This window comes from Flagellimonas sp. ABD4_174 (assembly GCF_056160185.1).
The window spans coordinates 2,288,496-2,306,954 of sequence record NZ_JBSWWP010000001.1; the positions used below are offsets into that span (position 1 = coordinate 2,288,496).

17 protein-coding genes are annotated in these 18,459 nt (G+C 41.1%); 12 read left to right on the top strand and 5 right to left on the bottom strand.

Annotated features, from left to right (window positions below):
- Positions 1 to 86 precede the first annotated feature (86 nt).
- Together ACXAFK_RS10155 and ACXAFK_RS10160 are read left to right on the top strand one after the other, a co-directional pair.
- Complete coding sequence (locus tag ACXAFK_RS10155) at positions 87 to 2,618, top strand: PIG-L family deacetylase (protein ID WP_474957673.1); 2,532 nt, start codon at positions 87 to 89, stop codon at positions 2,616 to 2,618.
- A 111-nt stretch (positions 2,619 to 2,729) separates the two neighbouring features.
- Positions 2,730 to 4,439: a sodium:solute symporter family protein gene (locus ACXAFK_RS10160; RefSeq protein WP_252079621.1), complete on the top strand. Its 1,710-nt coding sequence runs from the start codon at positions 2,730 to 2,732 to the stop codon at positions 4,437 to 4,439.
- Between the two features lie 53 nt (positions 4,440 to 4,492).
- Here ACXAFK_RS10160 and ACXAFK_RS10165 read toward each other — a convergent pair whose 3' ends face one another.
- Positions 4,493 to 5,347: a DUF2911 domain-containing protein gene (locus ACXAFK_RS10165; protein WP_474957674.1), complete on the bottom strand. Its 855-nt coding sequence runs from the start codon at positions 5,345 to 5,347 to the stop codon at positions 4,493 to 4,495.
- 171 nt (positions 5,348 to 5,518) lie between these two features.
- Here ACXAFK_RS10165 and ACXAFK_RS10170 point away from each other — a divergent pair, with 171 nt between their 5' ends.
- The 5 genes from ACXAFK_RS10170 to ACXAFK_RS10190 all read left to right on the top strand — a co-directional run bounded on the left by ACXAFK_RS10170 (position 5,519) and on the right by ACXAFK_RS10190 (position 10,616).
- The gene (locus ACXAFK_RS10170; protein WP_224837248.1) at positions 5,519 to 6,016 is read left to right on the top strand and encodes an SRPBCC family protein; all 498 of its coding nucleotides are present in this window, start codon (positions 5,519 to 5,521) and stop codon (positions 6,014 to 6,016) included.
- Between the two features lies 1 nt (position 6,017).
- Positions 6,018 to 6,707 carry an SDR family NAD(P)-dependent oxidoreductase gene (locus ACXAFK_RS10175; RefSeq protein ID WP_474957675.1) on the top strand — a complete coding sequence of 230 codons (690 nt, stop codon included), beginning with the start codon at positions 6,018 to 6,020 and terminating at the stop codon, positions 6,705 to 6,707.
- Positions 6,707 to 8,020, top strand: coding sequence for a cryptochrome/photolyase family protein (locus ACXAFK_RS10180; protein ID WP_474957676.1), 1,314 nt, complete (start codon positions 6,707 to 6,709; stop codon positions 8,018 to 8,020). The genes ACXAFK_RS10175 and ACXAFK_RS10180 overlap by 1 nt, the downstream gene beginning before the upstream one ends.
- A gap of 97 nt (positions 8,021 to 8,117) precedes the next feature.
- Positions 8,118 to 9,545, top strand: a complete 1,428-nt coding sequence (locus ACXAFK_RS10185; RefSeq protein WP_224837245.1) for an amidohydrolase — start codon at positions 8,118 to 8,120, stop codon at positions 9,543 to 9,545.
- Positions 9,546 to 9,608: 63 nt separating this feature from the next.
- A complete protein-coding gene (locus tag ACXAFK_RS10190) occupies positions 9,609 to 10,616 on the top strand; it encodes a pirin family protein (RefSeq protein ID WP_474957677.1) in 1,008 nt (335 codons plus the stop codon).
- Here the strand turns inward: ACXAFK_RS10190 and murA are convergent.
- The 3 genes from murA to ACXAFK_RS10205 form a co-directional block, all read right to left on the bottom strand.
- Positions 10,613 to 11,920 carry a UDP-N-acetylglucosamine 1-carboxyvinyltransferase gene (gene murA, locus ACXAFK_RS10195; protein ID WP_224837242.1) on the bottom strand — a complete coding sequence of 436 codons (1,308 nt, stop codon included), beginning with the start codon at positions 11,918 to 11,920 and terminating at the stop codon, positions 10,613 to 10,615. The two genes, ACXAFK_RS10190 and murA, sit on opposite strands and share 4 nt — an antisense overlap.
- 15 nt (positions 11,921 to 11,935) lie before the next feature.
- Positions 11,936 to 12,577 (bottom strand): DUF4290 domain-containing protein, encoded by a 642-nt coding sequence (locus ACXAFK_RS10200; RefSeq protein WP_252079614.1) that lies wholly within the window; start codon positions 12,575 to 12,577, stop codon positions 11,936 to 11,938.
- 81 nt (positions 12,578 to 12,658) lie between these two features.
- A complete protein-coding gene (locus tag ACXAFK_RS10205; RefSeq protein ID WP_224837240.1) occupies positions 12,659 to 12,946 on the bottom strand; it encodes a DUF493 family protein in 288 nt (95 codons plus the stop codon).
- 87 nt (positions 12,947 to 13,033) lie between these two features.
- Here ACXAFK_RS10205 and ACXAFK_RS10210 point away from each other — a divergent pair, with 87 nt between their 5' ends.
- The 5 genes from ACXAFK_RS10210 (at position 13,034) to ACXAFK_RS10230 (ending at position 17,562) form a co-directional block, all read left to right on the top strand.
- Complete coding sequence (locus ACXAFK_RS10210; protein ID WP_474957678.1) at positions 13,034 to 13,597, top strand: AAA family ATPase; 564 nt, start codon at positions 13,034 to 13,036, stop codon at positions 13,595 to 13,597.
- A complete protein-coding gene (locus tag ACXAFK_RS10215) occupies positions 13,597 to 15,489 on the top strand; it encodes a RecQ family ATP-dependent DNA helicase (protein WP_474957679.1) in 1,893 nt (630 codons plus the stop codon). Before ACXAFK_RS10210 ends, ACXAFK_RS10215 begins: the two co-directional genes overlap by 1 nt.
- Positions 15,470 to 16,432, top strand: coding sequence for a methionyl-tRNA formyltransferase (gene fmt, locus ACXAFK_RS10220; RefSeq protein WP_474957680.1), 963 nt, complete (start codon positions 15,470 to 15,472; stop codon positions 16,430 to 16,432). The genes ACXAFK_RS10215 and fmt overlap by 20 nt, the downstream gene beginning before the upstream one ends.
- A gap of 176 nt (positions 16,433 to 16,608) precedes the next feature.
- Entirely contained in the window at positions 16,609 to 16,881 is a 273-nt protein-coding gene (locus ACXAFK_RS10225; protein WP_014034238.1) for an HU family DNA-binding protein, read from the top strand.
- A gap of 120 nt (positions 16,882 to 17,001) precedes the next feature.
- Entirely contained in the window at positions 17,002 to 17,562 is a 561-nt protein-coding gene (locus tag ACXAFK_RS10230; RefSeq protein WP_224837236.1) for a YqgE/AlgH family protein, read from the top strand.
- Here ACXAFK_RS10230 and ACXAFK_RS10235 read toward each other — a convergent pair.
- Positions 17,559 to 18,407 carry an aminotransferase class IV gene (locus ACXAFK_RS10235; RefSeq protein WP_474957681.1) on the bottom strand — a complete coding sequence of 283 codons (849 nt, stop codon included), beginning with the start codon at positions 18,405 to 18,407 and terminating at the stop codon, positions 17,559 to 17,561. The genes ACXAFK_RS10230 and ACXAFK_RS10235 overlap by 4 nt on opposite strands.
- Positions 18,408 to 18,459 lie beyond the last annotated feature (52 nt).

Consider the following 18,459-nt stretch of genomic DNA (forward strand, 5'->3'; position numbering starts at 1 on the left):
ACATTTTCTATGTTAAAAGTCTTGTAAAGAAACGAATGTCTGTACACAAACTACCTATATTTGAACAACTTGCTAAACCAACGATCATGAAACATTTCTGGATATTTTTTTCAGCAACAATAGTATTGTTTACCAGTGGATTTGCGCAAAAACCAGAAAAACTTACCTCTGCCGAACTGTTTCACGAAGTTCAGAAATTGAATTTTTTGGGAACCGCACTTTATGTTGCGGCCCACCCCGATGACGAGAACACCAGCTTAATTTCGTACCTATCCAATCATAAAAAAGCAAAAACAGTATACCTATCCCTAACCCGTGGTGATGGTGGACAAAACCTGATTGGTTCAGAACTCAGAGAATTATTGGGCGTTCTGCGTACCCAGGAACTTTTGGCGGCAAGAAATGTGGATGGTGGAGAACAACTATTTACACGGGCAAACGATTTTGGATTCTCGAAACTACCCAAAGAAACATTGGAGATTTGGGACAACGATAAAGTGTTGGCCGATGTAGTTTGGGCAATCCGAAATATTAAACCGGACGTGATCATAAATCGTTTTGACCACAGAACACCGGGAACCACGCATGGCCACCACACAGCCTCCGCAATGTTGAGCATGGAGGCTTTTGATCTGGCCAACAATCCACAAGCTTACCCGGAACAACTGAACCACTCCGATACTTGGCAACCCAAACGTATTTTTTATAATACATCTTGGTGGCAATATGGAAGTAGGGAAAAGTTTGCCAAAGCGGATAAATCCAATATGATTAAAATGGATGTTGGCGTATATTATCCGGAGCTTGGCCTATCCAACAATGAAATTTCGGCAATGTCCAGAAGCCAACACTTATGCCAAGGTTTTGGAACGTTAACGGTTCGTGGTTCGTCCGAGGAGTATTTGGAATTGCTTAAAGGACCGGCAGCTACCGGCAACGATCTTTTTGAAGGGGTCAATACAACCTGGTCCCGTGTAAAAGGTGGTGAAGCCATTGGACGGATTTTGGAAAAAGTCGAAGAAAATTTCGATTTTCAAAATCCGGCCAAGCACATACCCGAACTTATTAGAGCCTATCAAATGCTTCAAAATATTGAAGATGAGCATTGGAAGAGTATAAAATCAAAAGAATTAAAGCATATTATTTTGGCCGCTACCGGGCTATATCTGGAAGCCAGTTCCGAAAATGCTTCAGCCACCCCTGGAAGCCAGGCGACCATCAATTTGGAAGCCATAAATAGATCGTCCGCCAACATTACTTTAAAAGAAATCCAGTTGGTCGGTGCAAACGCCAAGATCGCTCCAAACAAGGTTTTAACCAATAATCAAAAGGAAAATTTTTCAATTGACTTTTCTGTCCCCAGTTCCATGATGTATACCAGTCCGTACTGGTTGAACGAGCAGGGGTCGCTTGGCATGTACGTGGTTAACAATCAACAATTGATAGGAAAACCGGAAACGCCCAATGCCTTTAAAGCTAGATTTAGCTTGTTGTTCGATGGAAGTGAAATTATATTCGAAAAAGATGTAGTACACCGCTACTCCAGACCGGACAAGGGAGAATTGTACGAGCCTTTTGCCATTCTTCCCGAAGTAACCTCCAAAATTGATGAAAAAGTTTTGATTTTTGCAAATTCGGACACCAAAGAAGTACAGGTAAAGGTCAGAGCTGGAAAAAATAATGTCTCTGGAACCATTTCCTTAGATCATCCGACGGGCTGGTCGGTCTCCCCAAAATCCATACCATTTACGATAGAACAAAGAGGTGAGGAAATTCCGTTAACCTTTAAGGTTACTCCCCCAAATTCTGAGAGTGAAGGTAATATTGAACCAAAAATTACCGTTGGCAATCAAGTTTTTGACAAGGAATTGGTGGAAATCGCTTACGACCATATTCCAAAACAATCGGTTCTTTTGCCATCGGCGGCGAAGGTAGTGCGAATGGACATAAAAAAAGCTGGTGAACACATTGCCTACATTATGGGGGCTGGTGATAAGGTCCCTGAAAGTTTGGAACAGATCGGGTACCAAGTACACATTGTAGACCCCAATGAAATACAAAATGGAGATTTGGACAAGTATGATGCCGTAGTTGTAGGCATTCGAGCATACAATGTGATCGGCGCACTTAAGTTTAAACAGCCGGTGTTGTTCGATTATGTGGAAAGAGGCGGAACCATGATCGTGCAATACAATACCGCTGGCAGATGGTCCAATCAATTTGAAAATATTGCGCCCTACGATATTACACTTTCACGGGATAGGGTTACCGACGAGAATGCCGAGGTCAAAATATTGGCCCCAAAAAATTCCCTTGTTAATTTTCCCAATGCCATTACCACGAAAGATTTTGAAGGATGGGTACAAGAGCGCGGTCTATATTTTCCAAGCAAATGGAGTGCCGAGTTCACCCCTATTCTATCCATGAAAGATGAAGGTGAAACCGAAAAACAAGGAAGCTTAATTGTGGCACCTTACGGAGAAGGTCACTATATTTACACAGGACTTAGCTTCTTCAGGGAATTGCCCGTGGGAGTTTCCGGAGCATATAAACTGTTTGCCAACATGCTTTCGATCGGCAAAAATGAAGTAAAAAAGGACAGTAATGTCAAAGGATAACATGAACACCAAATACGAATGGAAAAGGGAATACAGCATTGTAATCCTCTTAAATGCCATTTATATCTTGGTTTTTTACCTCATTATGATATTAAATAATTAACATCCTGAATGGCATTACTTGATTGGATAATTCTTGGTAGTACCTTGCTTTTCATTGTTGCATACGGTGTTTGGAAAACACGTGGCAATAGCAATGTGGACGACTATGTCCGCGGGGGAGACAATATTAAATGGTGGACCATCGGTTTGTCCGTGATGGCCACTCAAGCCAGCGCCATTACCTTTTTATCCACACCGGGACAGGCTTTTAACGATGGTATGGGCTTTGTTCAATTCTATTTTGGATTGCCCCTGGCCATGATTTTTATTTGCTTGGTATTTATTCCCATCTATAAAAAACTAAAAGTCTATACCGCATACGAAATGTTAGAAGGTCGTTTTGACCTTAAAACCAGGACACTTACGGCATTATTATTCTTAATTCAGCGAGGACTTGCCGCCGGAATTACGATTTTTGCCCCTTCCATAATTCTTTCAGCAGTTTTGGGGTGGGACTTACGAACGCTCAACGTTATTATAGGAATATTGGTAATCATCTACACAGTTTCTGGAGGGACCAAAGCGGTAAGCGTAACCCAAAAACAGCAGATGTTCATTATTATGTTGGGTATGTTCTTTGCCTTTTTCTTTATTATGGGGGCTTTACCGACCGACCTTTCCTTTGGAAAGGCATTAAAAATTGCCGGGGCCAACAATAAACTCAATATTCTCGATTTTTCTTTCGATACCAATAATCGCTATACATTTTGGAGCGGTATCACTGGCGGGTTCTTTTTAGCTCTGGCCTATTTCGGGACCGACCAAAGCCAAGTACAACGTTATCTATCGGGCAGATCTGTTCGCGAAAGTCAGTTAGGCCTTATTTTTAACGGCGTTTTTAAAATCCCGATGCAATTTTTCATCCTTTTGGTCGGGACCATGGTTTTTGTTTTTTATCAATATAATTCCTCTCCCCTTAATTTTAATCCGGCAGCAACTGAGGCGGTATTGCAATCCGATTACGCCAACGACTACCAAGCACTGGAGAACGACCACAAGGAACTGGAAAAAGAAAAACGGATGGCACAGCATTCGTTTTCAGCGGCACTGGAGCTCAAAGAATACAATGCGATAGAACAAGCAAAGCAGGATATCGTAAAGATCAATGAAAAGGAAAAAGCAAATCGGGCCACGGCAAAAACATTAATTTCAAAAGCTGATGATACTGTAGAGACGAATGATAAGGATTATGTGTTCATCCATTTTATCTTGAATAACCTGCCCATGGGTCTTATTGGGCTGTTATTGGCCGTAATTCTGTCCGCAGCAATGTCCTCCACGGCATCCGAATTGAATGCTCTGGGTACCATTACAGCGTTGGACCTTTATAAAAGGAGTATAAAAAAAGAAGAATCTCAGGAACACTATGTTAAAGCGACCAAGGTTTTCACTCTTGTTTGGGGAATAATTGCAATTATTATCGCCAATGTGGCCAACCTCTTTGATAACCTGATCCAGCTCGTAAACATTATTGGTTCTATTTTTTACGGTAATGTCCTGGGTATTTTCCTTTTGGCCTTTTTCTTTAAATATGTGAAAGGAAATGCCGTTTTTGTTGCTGCCATTGTTACCCAAGTGATCGTAATTATAGGTTGGTATTTTGATTGGATGTCCTATTTATGGTTGAATGCCTTCGGATGCTTGTTGGTTATCCTATTGGCCTTTATTACTCAAATATTCGATAATTTTCTGGGCAATTCCACCGCAATTGATGAATAAAAAAACCCACTTTTAAAGTGGGTCTCTTCAATACTATTAAAATTGGGGTCTGCTTACATCTGGGCCCATTCTTTCAAGGAATCCTTGTTCATTTTAACATAATCCTGATTACCCGCAGCTTGAGCGGCCGCCAATGATTTTTTTGCTGCTTCGATAGCAGCTTTTTTATCTCCTAGTTTGGCATAGATCAAAGATTGTGTCCGCATCATCCAATATGCTTTACCTCCATCCATTTCTACTGCTTTGTTTACCCATTCCTTGGCTTGCTCCATATTCATGCCCTCGGCAAAATAATAAGAACCTGCGGCATAATAGTCGCCGGCTTTTAAATCTGCAGTATTGGCCATGGTCTCCTCTATACTTTTAGTGGCTTTTTTCACAGTTGGAACGGTAAATTCTACGCCAACATAAGTGTTCTCCCACATAATGCCCAACACACCTCCATTGTTATGAAGATCATCTATGGTAATGGTAAATGATTCTATCGGCATGGGTATATCCATTGTCTCTACTTTTACGGTAGCCGCAACTTTAGATGCATCCCACTCCTGCGGAGTACCCCAATTCTCTGTATCGGAATAGAAAAATACTTCCCAAACCGCTTCATTGGGTCTAGTGTAAATGGCATAGGAACCGGCTTTCAACTCCTTGCCCTTTACCACAACATCATCAGAGAAGGTTACTTTGGTATTTTGGTTGGCACCAGTTCTCCAAATAGCATCGAAAGGAACCAAATCCCCGAATATTTTTCTCCCTCTCATTGCAGGTCTGGAATATTCAACAGTAACATCGGTCAATCCCACTTTTTGTTCCAATTTGGAAAATGGACTGGGTGCAGGAGTCTGTATTTGTGCTTCCAAAGAAAAACACATGGATACAGCAAATAATAAGAGTGCAAATTTTTTCATAATTAAGTGTATTAAATGTTTAGCAAAACAAAATTAAGATAAAGCAGAGCTCAATTTGTTAATTAAAGTATAAATCAAAAGTATCAATAAAAACCGTAGAATTTAATTTTTGTTTAACTTTATAATAAATATATTAAACATTTTACGATTATCTTTGTACAAACTATTCGAATGCAGCTTTATCAATTAAAATCGAGGCAATTTTTGCCTATCAGTAAAAAGGAGGCTTGGGATTTTTTATCCGATCCAAAAAACCTTGCCGTGATAACACCCCCACATATGGGGTTCCATATCTTGTCCGGTGCAGATAGGCCTATGTTCCAGGGTCAAATAATCCAATATATAGTTAAACCATTCCCGCTTGTCTCAACAAAATGGGTAACAGAAATCACCCATGTTCAAAAAGGATCCTATTTTGTGGATGAACAACGGTTTGGCCCCTACTCTTTATGGCACCACAAACACTTTATTAAAGAAGTTCCGGATGGTGTGGAAATGGAAGATATTATTGATTACAAATTACCTTTTGGGTTTCTTGGGCAAATAATGCATCCAATTTTGGTAAAAAAACAGTTGCAAAAAATATTCAGGTTTCGCGAAAAAAAGCTGGCGGAATTGTTCGGAGAAGTAAAAGGTAAAACCAATTATCTCAACCTTAGAAAAGTATAAAATGAAACACATATTATTAATTGGAGGTTCTTATGGTATAGGCTTGGAAATGGCCAAACATCTTTCCAAGGAACACTCTGTTTATGTTGCAAGCAGGAGTAACGATGAATTGCGCAATTTGGACGTAACCCATATTCCTTTTGATGCCTTAACCGAAGATATAACGCACAAAAACATCCCCGAAAAACTGGACGGCTTTGTGTATTGCCCCGGGAGCATCAATCTTAAACCTTTCAAATCATTGGGAATCGAAACAATTCAAAATGATCTCGAAATCAATTTTATCGCATTGGCCAAGACCGTAAAATCCATTATCGAACGTATGAACGAAGATGGCAGTATGGTGTTTTTTAGTACCGTAGCTGTCGGAACAGGAATGCCTTTTCATACTAGTGTAGCAGCGGCCAAAGGTGCTATAGAAGGATTTTCTCGTGCTTTGGCGGCCGAGTACGCCCCAAAATTACGGGTCAATGTTATTGCTCCATCCTTAGTGGACACTCCCCTATCCGAAAGATTGCTCAGCAACGAAAAAAAGAAAGCTATGATGGATCAGCGGCACCCTCTCAAAAGGGTCGGAACTGCAACCGATATAGCCAAAATGGGTGTTTTCTTATTGCAAGACGATAGTTCTTGGATTACCGGTCAGGTAATTGGTGTTGACGGCGGAATGTCCAGTTTAAATGTAAATTGATGAAGGATAAGATCAATATATTTTGGTTTAGGCGAGATTTACGGTTGGATGACAACGTTGCCTTGTACCATGCCCTTCAAAATGGCACGCCAGTTTTACCGATTTTCATTTTTGATTCGGAAATACTTGAAAGTCTACCAAAAAAAGATGCCAGGGTCACGTTTATCCATGAACAGGTCCAAAAACTGAACAATCAACTTTCTACAAATTTCGATAGTGGCTTGGCCCAGTTTTACGGCACCCCAAAAAAGGTTATTCAACAACTAATTGAAGATTATACCATTGAGGCTGTTTATACCAATCACGATTACGAACCATACGCCAAAGAAAGAGATGCTAAAATAAAATCGTATTTAGAGGAAAACAATATTGAATTCAACACCTTTAAGGATCAGGTAATCTTTGAAAAAAGCGAAGTTGTCAAGGACGATGGCGAACCCTATGTGGTGTACACCCCGTTTATGCGTAAATGGAAAGAAACTTTTAATCCGTCCATCCATCTGGTGGAATATGATACTTTTCCCAATCTTGAAAAGAATACGATTAAGAACAAGTCCTTGCCTCAACTCACCTTGGAAGATATAGGTTTTGAAGCATCTTCCATTAAAACACCGGATTTTACGGTTACACCAAATCTTATTCAAAAGTATGAAGATACCCGTGACTACCCCGACAAGGAAACAGGAACATCCCGATTGGGTCCACATTTGCGATTTGGAACGGTTTCCATACGAAAAATGATAAAAAAAGCCATTGGAGAAAAAAACGAAACTTTTTGGAACGAACTGATCTGGAGAGAGTTCTTTATGCAAATATTATGGCATTTCCCCAAAACGGTCAATCAAGCCTTCCGGGCCAAATATGATCGAATAGAATGGCGCAACAATGAAGATGAATTCGAAAAATGGAAAACGGGAAAAACAGGGTATCCATTGGTGGATGCCGGCATGCGAGAACTCAATGAAACCGGTTACATGCACAACCGTGTGAGAATGCTGGTAGCCAGCTTTCTTTGTAAACATTTATTGATAGATTGGCGTTGGGGCGAAGCCTATTTTGCAGAAAAACTCTTGGATTACGAAATGGCCAGCAATGTGGGGAATTGGCAATGGGCCGCTGGCAGTGGTGTGGATGCCGCTCCATATTTTCGGATATTCAACCCCACCACCCAGATCAAAAAATTTGATAAGGATAAGAAATACATCAACAAATGGGTCAAAGATCTTCAGGAATTAAGCTATCCAGACCCTATCGTGGAACACAAAATGGCAAGGGAACGATGCCTAAAAACCTATAAAGAAGCGGTTAGTTAAAGCTTTTTCTTTAAATTTAGTGCTATCGATATCGCTTTGCTGTACCACTCTCGGCAGCAATGTCGTTACGATATATAGCTAACTCAAAACTTTTACAATGAAAAATTTAACAACCTTATTTCTTTTTGGGCTGTTCGTCCTGAACCTATCCGCCCAAAAGATGACCAAGGACAAAAAAGCCGTGGTCGAAGCCGTAGAAAAACATAAAGATAACCTTATACAAATCAGCGATTCTATCTGGGCCTTGGCCGAGACCGCTTTTGAGGAGTCGATTTCATCAAAATTACTTGCGGATTATGCTGAAAAAAATGGAATGACCGTTACTCGCGGTGTTGCGGATATCCCAACGGCCTTTGTTGCAACCTTTGGTTCGGGAAAACCCGTAATCAGTGTGTTGGGCGAGTTTGATGCACTCCCAGGATTATCCCAAAATACGGTCCCCAACAAAGATCCTCGGGTTGATGGCGCTCCTGGTCATGGCTGCGGCCACAATATGTTCGGTGCTGCCAGCTTGGGTGCCGCATTGGCAATTAAAGAACAGATCGAAGCTGGAAAAATACAAGGGACCGTCAAATTTTTAGGTACACCTGCCGAGGAAAAGTTCTTTGGTAAGGTTTGGATGGTCGAGGCCGGCCTCTGGGACGATGTAGATGTCAATGTAAGTTGGCACCCCTCCGCTCAAATAGAGGCCGATGTGCAAAGTGGGCTCTCCCTTATCGACTTTATGATCGAGTTTTATGGTCAAGCAGCACATGCATCATCCGATCCATGGAACGGAAGAAGTGCCGCAGATGCCCTGGAACTCTATACAACGGGAATCAATTATTACAGAGAGCATATAAAACCAACATCAAGAATACACTATCATATTCAAGATGGTGGCCAAGTGGTCAATGTAGTTCCCGATTATGCCCGTTTATGGGTTAGGGTCCGCGATCCTAAAAGAGAAGTTATGCTTCCAACTTTTGAACGAGTAAAGGCCATGGCGGAAGGTGCAGCCATTATGGCCAATGTAGAATATAAATACTCCTTGATTTCGGGTATCTACGAAACTTTGGTAAATCGCGAAGGAGGAAAGATCATGCAGAATAACCTAGAGCTTTTGGGACCAATAACCTATACCGAGGAGGAGACTGCCTTTGGTAAAGCCATTCAAGAGGCGACCGGGAAACCACAAGTGGGCATGGACGGCGAAATTCATCCGTTAAAAGAAACCGAGGCTTTGCCCGGCGGCGGTTCCACCGATGTTGGAGATGTAAGTTGGAACGTTCCGAACATTAACCTTGGGGTAACCGTTGCACCCAAAGGAACACCATGGCACTCCTGGGCCGTTGTGGCATGTGGCGGTATGAGTATAGGACATAAAGGCATGGTCTATGCTTCAAAAGCCATGGGAATGACCATGTTCGACCTGTTCGATGACCCCAAATTGGTAGAAAAAGTCAAAGATGAATATATTACCAGAAAAGGTGATGTAAAATACGAGGCCATGATCGATGGCCCACCACCTATTCCCGGAAAATAACTTGCTACGAAATACATAAAAAGCCTGCTCTGAGCAGGCTTTTTTACCAAAACAGAACTTAACATGAAAAAATCGGTAAAACAAACGTTTCCATTAAGTATACCATGGCAAACATTAGATCCCTTTTTGTTCAGTGTGTATCATTTGGACAATTACCCAAAAGGTAACGGTGAAATGGGTCCTGACAGCTCACTACTTCAAGATAGAAACTTAGGAAACGATTTTGACCCATCTCACAAATGGCGAATGTACCACGGACAGACCATTCCTGGGTTTCCTTATCATCCACATAGAGGTTTTGAGACGATAACCATAGTAAACAAAGGGTTTTGTGATCATTCCGATTCGTTGGGAGCAGCTGGAAGGTTCGGCGAAGGCGACGTACAATGGATGACAGCCGGACGCGGTGTACAGCACTCCGAAATGTTTCCCTTGCTCAAAGATGATGAGGAAAATACTTTAGAGTTGTTCCAGATTTGGTTGAATTTACCGAAAGCTGGAAAATTCGCGGACCCTCACTTCAGAATGCTCTGGAATGAAGATATTCCAGTTGTAGAGGAGCAAAATGCAAAAATCAAGATAATTGCCGGTGCCTATAAAAATGTTGCTTCGCTCGATCCCGCTCCCGATTCTTGGGCGACTGACCCCAAAAACGAAGTTGCCATTTGGAACATCCATGCCCGTGCAGCGTCCGAATATGTGTTGCCAAAAGCCAATGCCGCTGTTAATCGGGTGCTATATTTTTATGATGGCAACTATATCCAGATCGAGGATAAAAAAATAAATCCCAACTTTGGCATTGTTTTAGACCCTAGCCGAGATGTTAATATTAAAATTGGCTCGGAAACTGCACATTTTATGCTATTGCAAGGAAAACCCATTGGTGAACCGGTTGCCAAATATGGACCCTTTGTAATGAACACCCAGGATGAGATCCAAAAAGCAATGGAAGAGTACCGATTGACTCAATTTGGGGGATGGCCATGGCCCTATCCAGATCATGTTCACGAAAAAAATAGAGGGCGTTTTGCTCTGTATCCTGATGGGAAATTAGTAGAATTGAAAAATTAAACCCTCACAATATTCGCCCCTATAGCACGCAAACGTTCATCGATATTCTCGTAACCACGATCAATTTGCTCAATATTATGTATAGTGGAAGTTCCCTTGGCAGACAATGCTGCGATCAAAAGGGAAACTCCAGCTCGAATATCCGGAGAAACCATGGTAGTGGCTTTTAAGGTAGATTTAAAATCGTGTCCAATAACCGTGGCTCGGTGTGGATCGCAGAGAATTATCTTTGCCCCCATATCGATCAACTTATCTACAAAGAACAAACGGCTCTCGAACATTTTTTGATGGATGAGCACTTCTCCCCTTGCTTGAGTGGCTACAACCAAAATTATACTCAATAAATCCGGGGTTAGTCCAGGCCATGGGGCATCGGCAATGGTCAGTATAGATCCATCGATAAAGTTCTGTATTTCGTAACCTTCTTCGTGTTTCGGGATAAAGATATCGTCCCCTTTTCTTTCTAAAGTGATACCCAACTTTCTGAATACGGTCGGAATTTGTCCCAAATCGTTCCAACTTACATTCTTTATGGTAAGTTCGCTTTGGGTCATTGCAGCCAATCCGACCCAGCTACCGATTTCTATCATATCGGGCAACATGGTATGTTCCGTACCCCCCAAAGAGTCCACCCCATCGATAGTCAATAGATTGGAGCCTATACCTGAAATTTTTGCGCCCATACGGTTCAGCATTTTGCACAATTGCTGCAGATAGGGTTCACAAGCGGCATTATAAATGGTTGTTGTTCCCTCTGCCAAAACAGCTGCCATCACAATATTGGCTGTACCGGTAACGGATGCTTCATCCAACAACATGTAGGTTCCGGTGAGTTTCTCGGCTTCTACACCGTAAAAGTGTTCTTCTTTGTTATACCTAAAATTGGCTCCCAGTTTAATAAATCCTTCAAAATGGGTATCCAGTCTTCGCCTGCCTATTTTATCGCCGCCTGGTTTGGGGATGTATCCTTTTCCAAATCTGGACAACAAAGGTCCCACCAACATTATGGAACCTCTAAGACCCCTACCATCTTCTTTAAACTTGGCCGATTGCAGGTAATCCAGATTTACGTCGTCTGCCTTAAATGTATAGGATCCCTTACCTTTTTTCTGGATTTTCACGCCTAAATCCTCGAGTAAGGAAATTAGTTTGTTGACATCGACGATGTCCGGTATGTTGTTGATGGTAATTTTTTCTTCTGACAACAAAACAGCACAAAGAATCTGTAGTGCTTCGTTCTTTGCTCCTTGCGGGGTGATCTCACCATGTAACCGGTGTCCGCCCTCTATTCGAAATGTACCCATGAATTCCTTTGGAGTTTAATATCTTTTTTTCCTTCCTCTTTGATTCTTTTTTCCGCGGTTGCTGTTAGATCTAGCTGGTTTGTTTTTAAGGAACTGCCCACTTTCTGTTAGACTCTCGTCTTTTTTGGCCAAATCGATTTTTCCATCACTCAGTTCTTTGAGGTGGTTAAAAATCACACCATCTTCGACGGTATCCTTGTTCCAAACGAGGTAGCACTTTTTCATGTGATTGGCAATGGCATATTCCAGTCCCGACCTCATGTCCCCTTCTTCCCATTGAACCGCCACATCTATCATTCTTTTGATATTGTTTCCATAAAAACGGTATTTGGGATGATTTTGTGGGTAATTCAATGGCTCGGGTCGCTGTTGCAACATTTCCTTGGAAGTAATGGGAAATGGTGAATCCACATCCAATTTAAAGTCGGCCATAATAAACAACTGGTCCCACAATTTGTGCTGAAAATCGGGAACATCCCTTAAATGCGGCTGTAGATTGCCCATAACACTAATTATGGATTTGGCCACTTTATTACGCTCTTCACGGTCTTCTATGGCAACTGCATGGTCTACCATCTTTTGAAAATGACGACCATACTCAGGAATAAAAAGTTTTGGACGTTCTGTATTGTATTCTAGGTTATATACTTCGTTCAAATTAACGTGTTTAGAAGTTTAAATTAGGAAAGTCTATCCGATAACGCCTGCAAAATACTAAAATTATGGCAAACAAAGGTTTTACAGGGAAATAACGCCTTCTACTATGGAAACCTCCTTGTATTTTTCTATCACTGCATCGGGATCTTGCATTTGTACCATAATGGATATACTCGTGTACGTTCCTTTTTTCGATTTTTTTGACTCGATCACTGCACCGGTGTTATCAAAAATCTTATGCACTTGCTGTATGCGCGCCTCATCGGTTGGTACTATAAATTTATAAAGATAATTGGACGGCCAATCGGTGTTTTCGAGCAATTTTTCCCTTAACCTATTATAAAATTCATCTGTATCGTTCTTGTCCATGCCTAATTTTTTACAAATATATGGCTTAGCCTTCAATTTTTTTTCCTTGTGGCTATTTCATTACTTTGCACCTTTAATTCAAGGTCTTTGGGAAAGAGCAAGGTAGTAATTACAGGAGCTCCCGGAACGGGAAAAACATCCATTGTTAACGGATTGGAAAGCAAAGGGTATCATTGCTTTCATGAAATTATCAGGGACATGACCTCCAAAGCTAAACTGGAAGGACAGTGTGAGGAACATATCTCCAACCCATTGGTGTTTGTGGACGATGCCATGCAGTTCAACAAAGACCTGCTCGAAGGCAGAACGAGGCACTATAAACAATCTTTGACCACCAATGTTCCTATAAGTTTTTTTGACCGTGGTATTCCCGATGTATTGGCCTATATGGATTTTTTTGGACAGAAATACGACACGTTTTTTACCTCCCATTGTGAGGACCACAGATACGATTCTGTTTTTATTGTTCCGCCATGGAAAGAAATTTACGTATCCGACAACGAAAGATTGGAAACTTTTGAAGAGGCTGAACGCATTCATCTTGCCTTGATGAAAACCTATACCCAATTTGGCTATGACCCCATCGAAGTGCCAAAAGATGCAGTCCCAAATCGGATTGAATTTATTTTGGAAACACTTAAAAATCCATAGTGCACAAAGACACCGCAAGTATTTTAAAACACTTTTGGGGCTACGATGGTTTTAGGGGCTCCCAACAAAACATTATTGGCAATGTCCTAGCGGGCAAGGATGTATTGGCGCTTATGCCCACCGGAGGCGGAAAGTCGGTTTGCTACCAAGTTCCCTCGCTTGCCATGGAGGGTATTTGTATTGTTGTTTCTCCATTGGTCGCGTTGATTCAAGATCAAGTATCTCAGCTAAAAAAAAGAAACATTAAAGCTATTGCGTTAACGGGTGGGATTTCAAAAGAGGAACTGAACAATCTGCTCGATAACTGCATTTATGGCAATTATAAATTTTTGTATCTGTCCCCAGAGCGATTGCAACAACCCTTGGTTCAAGGACGTATCCAACAGATGAATGTTAACCTTATCGCCATTGATGAGGCCCACTGTATCTCACAATGGGGTAACGACTTTAGACCTTCTTACTTGGGCTGTTCCATTTTAAAGGAATTGGTGCCCAACGTTCCAATGATCGCACTTACGGCAACGGCGACTCCAAAAGTTGTTGGCGATATTGTCGAGAATTTACAATTGGAGCAGGTACAGATTTTTAAGGATTCGTTTTCGCGATCTAATATTGTATTTAAGGTAAAGCATTCCGAAGATAAGCTCTACCAACTTAAAAAATACATGGACAAGGTGCCGGGCAGTGCGATTGTTTATGTACGCTCTAGAAAAATGTCCATCTCTCTTGCCAATTTTTTGATAAGGAACGGTATCTCCGCCTCGTTTTTTCATGGAGGCATTCCAAAATCCGACAAAGAAGAAAAACTTAACCTTTGGTTAAGCGGCAAGGTACGAGCGATGGTGGCTACCAATGCCTTTGGAATGGGAGTGGACAAGCCGGATGTTCGCCTAGTGGTCCATTATCAAATCCCCGATAGCCTGGAGAGCTATTTTCAAGAAGCGGGGCGGGCAGGAAGGGATGGTAAACCATCAACGGCCATAATTGTTTCCTCTAACGAAGATGCCGAAAAGGCAAAGCAACAATTTTTGGCCAATTTGCCCGATGTGGCATTTGTTAAAATGGTGTATTCCAAACTCAACAATTATTTCCAGATATCGTACGGTGAACTTATAAGTGAAGCTTTGGCCTTTACATTCAATGAATTTTGCAAACGCTACGGGTTTAATCCGAACACGACCTTTAATGCTATTCGAATATTAGATCAAAATTCGGTTCTTACGCTTTCCGAAAACTTCAAGGAGAAAACAACATTACAATTTGTAGCGCCAAAAACTCAAATATTTGATTATTTGGACAAAAACAGGAAAACGGCCCCCATCATTCAGACCATACTAAGAACGTATGGGGGCATTACGGATTACGAAACAAAAATCAATCTGTATCTGTTGTCACAAAAAACCGGAACAAGCGAGAAACAGTTGAAGCAGTTACTTCAACAGCTTACCGACGACCAGATTGTGAGGTATAAAAACAACACCTCTGACCTTGAAATTACTTTTTTGGTACCCCGCGAAGATGATCACACCATTAATTTGTTTGCCAAGAAAATCAAGGATTTTAATCAAGTTAAACAAAAAAATATGGAGGCCATGTTGGGGTACATTACCAATATAAAGGTATGCCGAAGTGTATATCTCCTGAATTATTTTGGTGAAAAGGTTTCCGAAAACTGCGGTACTTGCGATATTTGTAGACAAGAGAAAGTAATGCCCTCCTCGCATTATTTGGAGAAAAGGATCATGGAGCTATTGGAAATTCGGCCCCATACTTCCCGACAATTGGAAAAGGAAACCGGCGCCAATGAGGAGGAACTTTTAACAACACTGGAAAGACTGCTTGAAGATGAGCTGATCTCCATAAACTATAAAAATGAGTACATCAAAAAATAGCCCCCTACGTATTGTATTTATGGGCACCCCGGATTTTGCCGTGCAAAGCCTTAAAAAAATATTGGAGGCTGGTTTAAATGTTGTCGGTGTAATTACTGCTCCCGATAGACCTGCAGGTCGAGGACGAAAGGTTCAAGAATCGGCCGTAAAGCAATTTGCGGTCGAGCAACAAATAAAGGTTTTACAGCCCACCAATTTAAAGGATGAATCTTTTTTGGAAGAACTCAAAAGCCTTGAAGCGAACTTACAAGTGGTCGTGGCTTTTAGGATGTTGCCCAAAGCTGTTTGGCAAATGCCGGAATACGGCACCTTTAACCTTCATGCGTCTCTCCTGCCCCAATATCGGGGAGCCGCCCCAATTAATTGGGCCATAATCAATGGTGAAACCGAAACAGGGGTCACCACATTTTTTATTGATGAAAAAATAGATACGGGGAGCATCATTCTACAGAAAACAGAAAAAATCACACAAGATGATACCGCTGGCTCCTTGCACGATAGATTAATGATCATTGGCGCCGATCTAGTGGTAGAGACCTGTAAGCAAATAGAAGCAGGAACAGTTATTCGACAAAAACAGGACGAAAGCACGGAATTAAAACCAGCTCCGAAAATCCATAAGGACACCTGCCGGATAAATTGGGAAGCATCCATGGAAGATATTTATAATCATATACGTGGACTAAGTCCTTATCCCGGTGCATGGACCAAATTGGTCAATGCGGAAAAAGAGGAGCCTATGAAAATCTTTAGGACCGAAATGGAAGAGATTGAGCACGATTATGGAACTGGAGAATTATTTGTGAAGAAAAAATCCATGAAGGTGGCCGTGAAAAATGGATATATCAACCTTTTGGAGCTACAGTTGCCCGGTAAGCGAAAAATGCATATCAACGAGGTTTTGAACGGATTAAATCTGGAAAAAGAGGCTCATCTTCGCTAAGGCCTTGCTATGATTGGGCTAGGAAAATTTGTCATTTTTTTCCGACTTTATCAACAAACGTTTCAAGTTATCAACAAAAACCCCTATTTCCCTAGGTTTTGCTTGCGTGGGACGCAAATCCATATAAATTTGTTCAGCATTAAAATTATATTAACAACAATTAATTTAATTCCATTATGAACAAAACAGAATTAATCGATGCTATGGCAGCTGATGCTGGCATCACTAAAGCAGCAGCTAAAAAAGCATTGGAGTCTTTCTTGGGAAATGTAGAGGGAACGCTTAAAAAAGGAGACAGAGTTTCCTTGGTAGGTTTTGGTTCTTGGTCAGTTTCTAAAAGAAGCGCTAGAGAGGGTAGAAATCCACAGACAGGAGCTACTATTAAGATTGCCGCTAAGAACGTTGTAAAGTTCAAAGCAGGTGCTGAATTGAGCGGTGCAGTAAACTAATCAATTGTATTTTTAATATACAAAAGCACCCCTATCGGGGTGCTTTTTTAGTTTATATGATTCCCATTTTTTGTATATGTTAAATATTATGTTAAATTTAAATAAACGAAACACTTGAAAATGGTAACCCAAAAGCCAAAAAAAGGAAATTTGCTCGTTGCTGAACCTTCACTGACCGGGGATGTTTCTTTTAACCGATCGGTGGTGCTTATAGCGGAACACAATGATGAAGGTTCTGTAGGCTTTATATTGAACAAACCCTTGGATTATACCATCTGCGACCTCGTTTCCGATATTACCATTCCGTTCCAAGTTTTTAATGGAGGCCCCGTAGAACAGGACAATCTCTACTTTATCCATAAAGTACCGGAACTTATTGAAAACAGTGTTGAGATTTCCGATGGTATTTTTTGGGGCGGTAATTTTGAAAAGACCATTAAATTGATCAACAACGGTATTATTACCGAACAGGATATCCGTTTCTTTTTGGGGTATTCCGGTTGGGGAATAAGTCAATTGGATCAAGAGCTGTCCTCCAAATCGTGGGTAGTGCTTCCCAACGAATATGAAAGCAGTATTTTGGAAAAATCCTCCAATGCGTTTTGGAAAGAAAAAATGGTCGAATTGGGCGGCGATTATCTTCTATGGTCCAATTCGCCGGAAAACCCTTCGCTGAATTAAACGCCTATCCTGGCTTTTGCATTTAGTTTGCCCACCAAACTTTTGGCAACTGTTCCATTGTACTCCTTTTTCCTGTATTTACTTATTGGCTGAATACCTATAATTGAATTGGTAATGAATAGTTCGTCCACTTTTTGAAGTTCAAATGGAGAAATGGACGCTTCTACAAGATCGAACTCCTCGGAAGCAGCGATCAATTTCATTAAATTTTTTCTGATGATACCGTCCAGGCATCCATCGCTCAAAGGCGGGGTTTTAACCTCGTTGCCCTTAACCAAAAACAGGTTGCCATTAATGGCCTCGACCACTTTTTTATCCGTATTCACCAACAAACAGTTGGCGTATCCATTTTCTTGGGCATAGACCCCTGCAACAACATGTAATAATTTATTGGTGGTCTTTAGGTTGGACAACATGTCCTTGTTCACATAAAAATCCTTGAACAGCTCCACCTCGTAAGTACCATTGTCAATCGTGAAAAATGGAGATTTCATGGAACTAACTTCTATGAGGTAGGAAACATTATTTGTACTTGGTGTGTAAAGCCCCCCCTCGTTTCTATACACGGATAACCGTATGCGAACTGCGCCATTTTCCAACCCATTTGCTGTAATGGTTCCTTTGATCTGTTCTTCTAAAAACTCCAGAGTAAATTCCATTGGAATTTCCATTCTAAGAATACGCATGGAAGCCATCAGTCTAAAATAATGGTCTTCCCAAAAAAAGAGTGTCCCATTTACATAACGAACGGTTTCAAAAAGGGCATCGCCGTACTTAAATGCCCTATTATTGTAGGTAAATATTGCCTCATCATCCGCTAAAATTTCTCCATTAGAATTGACCATAAAAAAGTCCCGATTTTTTTCGGGACCAAATATACGGTTTACTTAAGAATTG